Source organism: Propioniciclava sp., assembly GCF_036744435.1.
Classification (GTDB): Bacteria; Actinomycetota; Actinomycetes; order Propionibacteriales; family Propionibacteriaceae; genus Propioniciclava.
In genome coordinates this window covers 1-7,411 of the sequence record NZ_DAIOIA010000138.1, presented here as the reverse complement: position 1 = coordinate 7,411, position 7,411 = coordinate 1, and the positions used below count along the sequence as shown (strand labels likewise).

Sequence of the window (7,411 nt, the reverse complement as noted above, 5' to 3'; positions counted from 1 at the left end):
GGGCGACGCGTAGCGGCTGGCGAGCACGTTGGGGACGGTCATCGGTTCTCCTTGCGCGGCTGACGGCAACGCCGCCATTCTCCCATGCCGCCCTCAGCGATACACCCACGCGCCCCGCGCTGGTCGACGCTCCAGCCACCCGTGAAGACATGCACCGATCTCCCACTCGTCCGGGATGTTCCCAGGCTCGGTTGATCGCCCTCGTGGCGCTGGCGACCCTCACCGGCCGCCTCCAGACGAGGGGCGGATGAGCGAGATCCCGCCAGCCGACAGAAACAACGCGGCGCTCACATCATGGAGCAAGATCTGCACACGGTTGCTTTCTTTGCTCCATATCACTTGATGAGGGAATCGCGGATCTCATCGCACCGTCGATGCCCCAGTGGGGACTGATCGAGACCTTCCAGGTCACCGCGGAACCGCTGTGTGACTCCCGCAATGAGGCTGACGTCGATGTCGCCCGTGTCGAAGTCAACGTCGTTGATCACAGCACCACCCCGCAGGTGAAGTTCAGCATCGACGTGCCCGCTGATCTTCCCCTGATCGCCGCGCCCCAGCGCCACTTCATGACCTTGCCGACGCTGCTGGCGGGCTATCCCAGTCAGGTGTCGATCGCGCTCTACCTCATGGAGAACCAGCTCGCTAACAAGGTCGTGGCACCACCCTGCCGAAGGGCCTACCCGAACCCACCCGATAACCAGGGAAGGACGCACGAACCCATGAACGCCATGTGATCATGCCGCCCTTTCCCCGTCGCCAGGCGTCGTAAGGCTGGGCAGAAACCCGGCCCCAGCGACGCGCTGCGAGTCTTGTGGTGGCAGCAGCACGGGCCAGGCCAGTCCGTACGCAAAACGATCTACCGCGGGCCCTCCAATATGGCAGCCACCTCGTCGTCTCTGGCGCCATCATGATGTGATCCCGGCACGCTGTTCACTGTTCCACGGCGTTGGGCTCACCACAGGGCCGAAAAGCATGAGCTTCCCCTGCGCGTCACCTGGAAGCACTCGAGCTATGACGGATGGTTCTCCCGATAGCCGGGCTTCCACGTATCCCAGCGATGCGGGTCGGTCGGGCAGTGCCAGAAGAGCTCGCCCTCGCGGACAGTGGGCCAGCTCGGGTGTCGATGACCGGGGCAGGGCCGGTTGACCTCTCCCCAGGAGTCCTCGACCAGCGTGTCGTAGACCTGCTCGACGAAGGCGGTCAGGGCCAGGTCGTCTGGCACATCCCCGGTCAGCGTGGGCAGCGTTCCGACCGGTTCACCGTCGTGGGACAGCAGCAGCATGGTGAAGGGGACGATGTCGCCGTTGAGAGGATCGATCTCGTGCTGCTGTTCGGCCCCGATGATGCGCCACTGGGGCGGAGACCCGACCTCGCGCAGGATTTCTCGGGCTAGGTCGAGCAGCCGGGCAACAAGGGACTCATCCGACACGGTACTGCCCAGCGAACAAGACCGATCCCCGACCGCCCGGGCCGATGTTGTGTCGGAAGGAGATGTAGTCCTGGTAGGTGATGAGGTCGCCGTTCCACATGGGGTTCAAAGTGCCATGGAAGACGTAGTACTTCGAGCGACTGGGGTGCGGAGCGTTCCTTGACTGGCGGACCCCGTTACGCCACCACCACAGGCCATCCTCATTGACGTTGCCTACGATGCGCGCCCTGATCCCGTCTGACAAGCGAACACTCCAGTTGGTGACGGCTTTCTGGGGATACTCGACGCATCGGCGAGCGGTAACAGCACCGCGGGAAGCACACGCTAGCAGAAATGGAAGTTCGAATAATCCCCCAGGTGAGACTCTCCCTAACCATCTCCACGTCTGGTGATGTTCAGACACTAAGAGGGCCTGCCCATGACCGGTTCGCCATGTTCAGGGGAATTCCCTGAAGTGCGGAGAATCCCGTTTGGCGCGGGAGGTTCTTTGAGAATGTGGGGTCTGGAGTGGGTGACAGGAAGTCGGCCCGAAAGGACGCCACCCGATGACTGGGTGGGGACACGCGGATCAGCACTCGACCACGGCCCTTCACGTTCCTCAACCGAACCTCGCTTGCGGTCCCAGGATTGGGGTGTTCTGGCTTCTCCCGCCCGAAGGCAGTCGGTTGCGGACGCTCAGTGTCTTGGGGATGGTTCACGCCCAGCACCCGAGTCTGATTGGCAAGCAGTTCCGCGAATGCCCCGACAGCACCACCGCATCCCCGACGCCCCCGACGCCCCCGACGCCCCCGACAACGATCACGATTGCTGAGGAATCGGCTGTCCGGGATACGCTGGCGCGGACTTCCCCGTCCGAGGAGCAGAACCATGTCGCACCGTCGTGCCGTCGCTCTCGTGGCCCTCGTGCCGCTCTTTGCCGCGTGCGCCACCCAGCCACCGGATGCTGCTGTCGCGCCGAGTGCACCGGCTGTCGTCTCGTCGCCGCTGGCGGCACCGCAGGTGGAGGCCGAGGAGTTCCCCGAGCCGATGCCGTCACCCACCGCGTCCCCGACGCCCAGCGCCACCACGGCCACGCCGAAGCCTTCACCGTCCTCGGCCAAGACTTCGCCCACGGCGAAGGCCACGAAAGCGTCAGCCTCACCCACGGCGACGAAGTCGGCTGCCGCGAAGAGCGCCGCCCCGGCCTCGGTGGACGCCTCCGCCTGCACGGGTTCAAGCCTGGCGCTCAACGCGAAGGGCGACTGCGTCACAGTGGCCCAAAAGCTACTCGCCGCAGTGGACCTGTTCAGCGCCTCCGCGAACGGGACGTTCGGGCAGTCCACCGCGAACGCCGTCCTGAACTACCAACGCTCCCGCGGAATCAGCGACAACGCGATCATCGGCCCCGAAACGTGGGCCGCGCTCACCTCCGGCAAGGCCGCCCAGGGTGGCGCCCCCGCCGCCTGCTCGGCCTCTGGCGTCGTGTTGTGCGCCAGCCAGGGTGACCGCACCCTGACGCTGATGCGCGACGGTCAGGCCGTCAAGACGATCAACGTCCGCTTCGGCGGCATGACCAAGGACGACAACGGCAAACTGCGGATCTTCCCGACCGTCAGCGGCAAGTACAGCGTGTACGCCAAGGACGCGAAGGCGTTCTCGGATCGCTGGGAGTCCTCCATGCCGTACTCGATCAAGTTCAACCCGAACATGTACGTGCACTACTCCGGCGACTTCGCCAAGCGCGGCTACGCCGGGTCCAGCCACGGCTGCATCAACGTGGGCAGCATGAGCGACGCGAAGTGGTTCTTCGACAACACCCCAGTCGGCGCGAAGGTCGTCGTCTACTAGGCGGGTCCTTCCCCACCAGACGGCTTGCGGACTGCATCCGAGCCTGGCAGGTTGGATCAATCATGGTGAGGAAAGCAGAACTGACCGGCGACGCCCCCACGGGGGAGCCCAGAGTGAATCAGACGATCCGGCATGAGTCTCCGACCGATGCCGCCGCGATTCATGCCCTCACGAAGGCTGCGTTCCTGAACGCACCCCACACGGCGCACACGGAACAGTTCATCGTTGATGACCTGCGCGACGCCGGGGCGCTGACTGTCTCACTCGTCGCGGAGCGAGAGCGCGTGATCGTCGGACACGTCGCCATCTCTCCGGCCACGGTCTCGGACGGCACGCCCGACTGGTACCACCTCGGGCCAATTTCCGTCACGCCTGCGCATCAACGCGAGGGCATCGGCACGCAACTCATGTCCGCGTCCCTCCAGCAACTGAGGGAGGCGGGGGCCGCAGGCTGCATTCTCGTCGGAGACGCCGCCTACTACGGCCGGTTCGGATTCGCGCCCCACGACCGACTTACTTTCCCCGGCCTTCCACCCGAATACTTCCTGGTACTCCCCTTCACCCAATCCGTCCCGCGCGGAACGGTCGGCATCCACGATGCCTTCACGAGGGAACGCCCTCCACTTTCCCGCTGACGGCGATCACGCGGGTTTCCCCTGCGGGCGGTCGCGCGCGGGCGCGGTGGTCAACGAGGGGTTTCAGTCCAGCCCCGGCAGCGGTTCCGTGTCGGGCACGGGGTCGCTGGGCAAGCGGCTCATCAGCGCCGTGTCGTAACGGAAGCCGTCATACTCGAGTTCCTCGCGCAGTACCCCCTCACGCACGAAGCCGGCCCGCTCTGCTACCCGCTGCGAGGCGGGGTTGTTCAGCCGATGCCCCAGTTCCAGCCGATGGGTGCCACGGGCGACCAGCCAGGCACACAGCCCCAGGAGAGCGCGGGTCGCCAGCCCGGAGCCCCTCGCGGGGGCGGTCAGCCAGTAGGAGACCCAGGCGCTACGCATCCGGTGGTTGACCTGGGCCGCGACCCCGCCGACCACGGCGTCATGCGCGTCCACGATGGCGAACCCCACTCGGTCGTCCCGCCCAGGAGCGAGCAGATACTCGGCGACCTGATCCAGTCCCTGCAGTTCGGGGAACTGACGGGCCACCTGCGCGTCGGCGAGGATCGTCCCCCAGACGACGTCCGCGTCGGACGCCCGCCAAGGACGCAGCCGGGCACCGCTCACAGGGAGGGCGTGGGGATCTGCCCCGCCGCGGCCCGGGCGGCGATGTCGGTGCGGTGGAACAAGGTGGGCGCGTCGAGGTCATCAATGGCCGCGTAGGCGGCGGCGCGGGCCTCGTTGAGGTCGGCTCCGCGGGCGACCGCGCCGAGGACGCGTCCCCCACTCGACACCAGCGTGTCGCCGTCCAGCCGCGTGCCCGCATGCGTGAGATGCACGGGGCCGTCGGCGCCGTCCAGGAGGGGGCCCGCGATGGTCCCGCCGGTGTGCGGGGTGCCGGGATAGCCGTCCGCCGCCAGCACGACGATGACCGCCGATCCTTCACGCCAGCGCGGCGGCTCGATCGCGTCCAGGGTGCCGGTGGCGGCGGCGTACAGCACCTCGCCGAGCGGGGATTCCAGCAGCGACAACACGGCTTGGGTTTCGGGGTCGCCGAAGCGGGCGTTGAACTCCACGACCCGCAACCCGCGCGAGGTGAGCGCCAGCCCGGCGTACAGCAGCCCCGAGAACGGGGTGCCGCGGCGCGCCATCTCGGCGATGGTCGGCTCCACCACGCGCGTCATGATCGCTTCGGTGAGTCCCTCGGGAGCCCACGGCAGCGGGGTGTAAGCGCCCATGCCGCCCGTGTTGGGGCCCGTGTCGCCGTCGCCGACGCGCTTGAAGTCCTGGGCGGGCAGCAGCGGGACCGCCGTGACCCCGTCGGTGATCGCGAACAGGCTCACCTCGGGGCCATCCAGGTACTCCTCGATCACCACCGGCAGGGCGTCGGCGGCGTGTGCGAGGGCGGCGTCCCGGTCGTCGGTGACGATGACGCCTTTCCCGGCGGCCAGGCCGTCCTGCTTCACGACGTAGATGGCGCCGAACTCGTCCAGGGCGGCCGCGGCTTCCTCCAGGGTGGTGCAGTAGCGCGACGCCGCCGTGGGGACGCCCGCGGCCGCCATGACGTCTTTGGCGAACTGCTTGGACCCTTCGATGACGGCGGCTTCCGCCGATGGCCCGAACGCCGGGATGCCCGCGGCACGCAACGCGTCCGCGACCCCGGCGACCAGGGGCGCCTCGGGGCCGATGACGACCAGGTCGGCGCCCAACTCGCGGGCCAAGGCGACCACAGCGGGGCCCGAGGTGGCGTCCACCGCGTGGTTGGTGGCGACCGCGGCGGTGCCCGGGTTACCGGGTGCGCAATACAGGGCGACGACGGACGGATCGCGGCTCAGCGCGAGCGCGAGCGCGTGCTCACGCCCGCCGTTGCCGAGGACAAGGACGTTCAGTTCACGGGCCACCGGGTCAGCCTAGCGAGACGCCCGCCGAGCCGCGGCGACGACCACGGCAGCATTCAGGCGACGGGCGGCCCCTCCGGGGAGGACGGGACCAGAGCAACGCCGGGCGTCCTCACAGGACCGCGATCGTGTACCGCAACGTCCGCGAGGCCCCCGCGGCCAGCGCGACGTCCGCGTCCGGCCCGTTGAACGCGTTGGGCCCGTGCGTCATGGGCTCGGCGGCCAGCGCGCGCCGCCCCAGGGGATCGGCCGAGAAGAGCTGCAGCCACGGGGCCTCCGAGCGAAGCACCACGCCCCCCGCGGCGTGCCGCAGTTCGATGGCCCAGGCGCCGTCGGGCGCCTGGAAGGCCGTGTCCACCCGGCGCCCGGCGAACGGGGTCGGCGTCCGGAAGTCGAGGTCGGCCTCCGCCACGTCCACCAACCGGATCGGGGCCAGGCGTTCGTCGACGAGGAGCGCCGTGACGCCGGGGGCCTGGACGCTGCACTCGTCGAGCGGCGCATCATCCCAGGTGAGATACGGGTGGGACCCCAGCGCGACCGGGGCGGGCGCCACCCCCAGATTCGTCGCAGCCAGGGACACCGACAACCCGTCCCTGCTCAGCGAGTAGGACGCCGACAAAGACACATCGAAGGGGTAGCCGAGGCTGCCCGGCAGGTCCAGCGCCAGCGCCACCCGGTCTTCGGCCGCCTCCACCAGACCCCACGCCTGGTGCCCGGCGAGCCCGTGCAGCGCCGCCTGGTGCGCGTGGTCGTTGATCGGCACCTCATAGTCGACGCCCGCGAAAGAGTAGCGGCCCTCGGGAATCCGGTTGGGCCAGGGAGCCAGCGCCCTGCCCTCCCACCCCTCCCCGACCGCGGCCCGGGCGTCGAAGGACGCGGTGATCCGGCGGCCCGCATGCCGCAACCCCACCAGGGTCGCGCCGGAGGAGGCGATCGTCGCGGCGTACTCCCCCGAGCGAATCTCGAACAACGGGCCGTTCAGCGACATGGCGCACACTCCTGGATCGATGATCGCCCTCGGGTCGCACCGGGCGGACACGCGGGCGTCCCCACGTGGGCCCGCCCGCCGCGTCGGCGGCACGGGGTCTCGTGACGGATGTGGCTCCACGCTAGCCCTCCGCGCAGGTTCGCGCGGGGGTCGCGACGCCCTCAGTCGATGAGATCGTGCAGCATGACGACCTGCTCGCGTCCCGGGCCGACGCCGATGCCGGAGATCCGGCAGCGGATGAGCTCTTCGAGCCGACGGACGTAGGCCTGGCAGGTGGGGGGAAGCTCCTCGAAGCTGCGGGCCTCGGAGATGTCCTCGCTCCAGCCGTCGAGGTACTCATAGACCGGCGTGGCCGCCACGATGTCGTCCATGATCACCGGGTAGGTGGTCACCCGGGTGCCGTTGACGTCGTAGCCGATGCAGACCGGGATCTTGTCCCAGCCGGTGAGGATGTCGAGCTTGGTCAAGAACACGTCGGTGACGCCGTTGTAGGTGCACGCCGCCTCGACGACCAGCGGGTCGAACCAGCCGCAGCGACGCGGCCGCCCGGTGGTGGTGCCGAACTCGCCGCCTGCGTTGCGCAGCCGGTCCCCGTCGGCGTCCAGCAGCTCGGTCGGGAACGGGCCCTCGCCCACGCGGGTGGTGTAGGCCTTGGCGATGCCGATCACCCGGT

At 68.7% G+C, this 7,411-nt stretch carries 8 protein-coding genes; 3 read left to right on the top strand and 5 right to left on the bottom strand.

The annotated features are described in order from the left end of the window. The first annotated feature begins 374 nt into the window (after positions 1–374). A complete protein-coding gene (locus V7E09_RS13520) occupies positions 375–734 on the top strand; it encodes a hypothetical protein (protein ID WP_324512402.1) in 360 nt (119 codons plus the stop codon). 275 nt (positions 735–1,009) lie between these two features. On the opposite strand, the gene V7E09_RS13515 is transcribed toward V7E09_RS13520, so the two are convergent. Further along, positions 1,010–1,429 carry a hypothetical protein gene (locus tag V7E09_RS13515; RefSeq protein WP_324512403.1) on the bottom strand — a complete coding sequence of 140 codons (420 nt, stop codon included), beginning with the start codon at positions 1,427–1,429 and terminating at the stop codon, positions 1,010–1,012. Positions 1,430–2,296: 867 nt separating this feature from the next. Here V7E09_RS13515 and V7E09_RS13510 point away from each other — a divergent pair. Together V7E09_RS13510 and V7E09_RS13505 are read left to right on the top strand one after the other, a co-directional pair. Continuing rightward, the gene (locus V7E09_RS13510; RefSeq protein WP_324523542.1) at positions 2,297–3,256 is read left to right on the top strand and encodes a L,D-transpeptidase family protein; all 960 of its coding nucleotides are present in this window, start codon (positions 2,297–2,299) and stop codon (positions 3,254–3,256) included. Positions 3,257–3,318: 62 nt separating this feature from the next. Continuing rightward, the gene (locus tag V7E09_RS13505) at positions 3,319–3,891 is read left to right on the top strand and encodes a GNAT family N-acetyltransferase (RefSeq protein WP_324512405.1); all 573 of its coding nucleotides are present in this window, start codon (positions 3,319–3,321) and stop codon (positions 3,889–3,891) included. A gap of 63 nt (positions 3,892–3,954) precedes the next feature. On the opposite strand, the gene V7E09_RS13500 is transcribed toward V7E09_RS13505, so the two are convergent. The 4 genes from V7E09_RS13500 to V7E09_RS13485 form a co-directional block, all read right to left on the bottom strand. Further along, positions 3,955–4,479 (bottom strand): GNAT family N-acetyltransferase, encoded by a 525-nt coding sequence (locus V7E09_RS13500; protein ID WP_324512406.1) that lies wholly within the window; start codon positions 4,477–4,479, stop codon positions 3,955–3,957. Further along, positions 4,476–5,741 (bottom strand): phosphoribosylamine--glycine ligase, encoded by a 1,266-nt coding sequence (gene purD, locus V7E09_RS13495; RefSeq protein ID WP_324523543.1) that lies wholly within the window; start codon positions 5,739–5,741, stop codon positions 4,476–4,478. The genes V7E09_RS13500 and purD overlap by 4 nt, the downstream gene beginning before the upstream one ends. Before the next feature lie 121 nt (positions 5,742–5,862). Next, positions 5,863–6,738, bottom strand: a complete 876-nt coding sequence (locus V7E09_RS13490) for an aldose epimerase family protein (protein WP_324512437.1) — start codon at positions 6,736–6,738, stop codon at positions 5,863–5,865. Between the two features lie 161 nt (positions 6,739–6,899). Then, a partial coding sequence (locus V7E09_RS13485; protein WP_324523541.1) for an adenylosuccinate synthetase occupies positions 6,900–7,411 on the bottom strand: 512 nt, incomplete at its 5' end.